Origin of the sequence: Paraburkholderia piptadeniae, from assembly GCF_900007165.1 — a bacterium.
Taxonomy (GTDB): Bacteria; Pseudomonadota; Gammaproteobacteria; order Burkholderiales; family Burkholderiaceae; genus Paraburkholderia; species Paraburkholderia piptadeniae.
The window spans coordinates 1-308 of the sequence record NZ_CYGY02000151.1; the positions used below are offsets into that span (position 1 = coordinate 1).

Annotated in this window: 1 protein-coding gene; it reads right to left on the reverse strand. The window is 63.0% G+C overall.

Annotated elements, in window-relative coordinates; genetic code table 11:
- The coding region (locus tag BN2476_RS47860; RefSeq protein WP_218274611.1) for a hypothetical protein at positions 1-183 on the reverse strand (183 nt) is incomplete at its 3' end.
- Positions 184-308: the final 125 nt, after the last annotated feature.

The following is a 308-nucleotide window of genomic DNA, read 5'->3' on the forward strand; positions in this document are numbered from 1 at the left end:
CAGCACAATGCGGCAGCGCCTGGCCTGCCGCCTGCACAGGTCGATGGCCGCGGTTTTCAACGCACCATGCCACTCGCCATCGAGAAAGACCAGTTGCGGACGTAAGGCAGACAAACTGTCCGCAAGGTCTTCGCAGTTGCTGGACGCTGTGTCGAAACCTTGAAGCTTTGCAATGAGCAGCATGGACTGCGCAACCGGCTCGCGCTCGTGAACCACGAGCAGCCGGCGGCCGGCGCCAGGCGACGTAAAGCGGCTCGCTTCCGCGTCGGCCCTGAGCTGGAGCTGATGCGAGCGCCAGAAAAGATGAG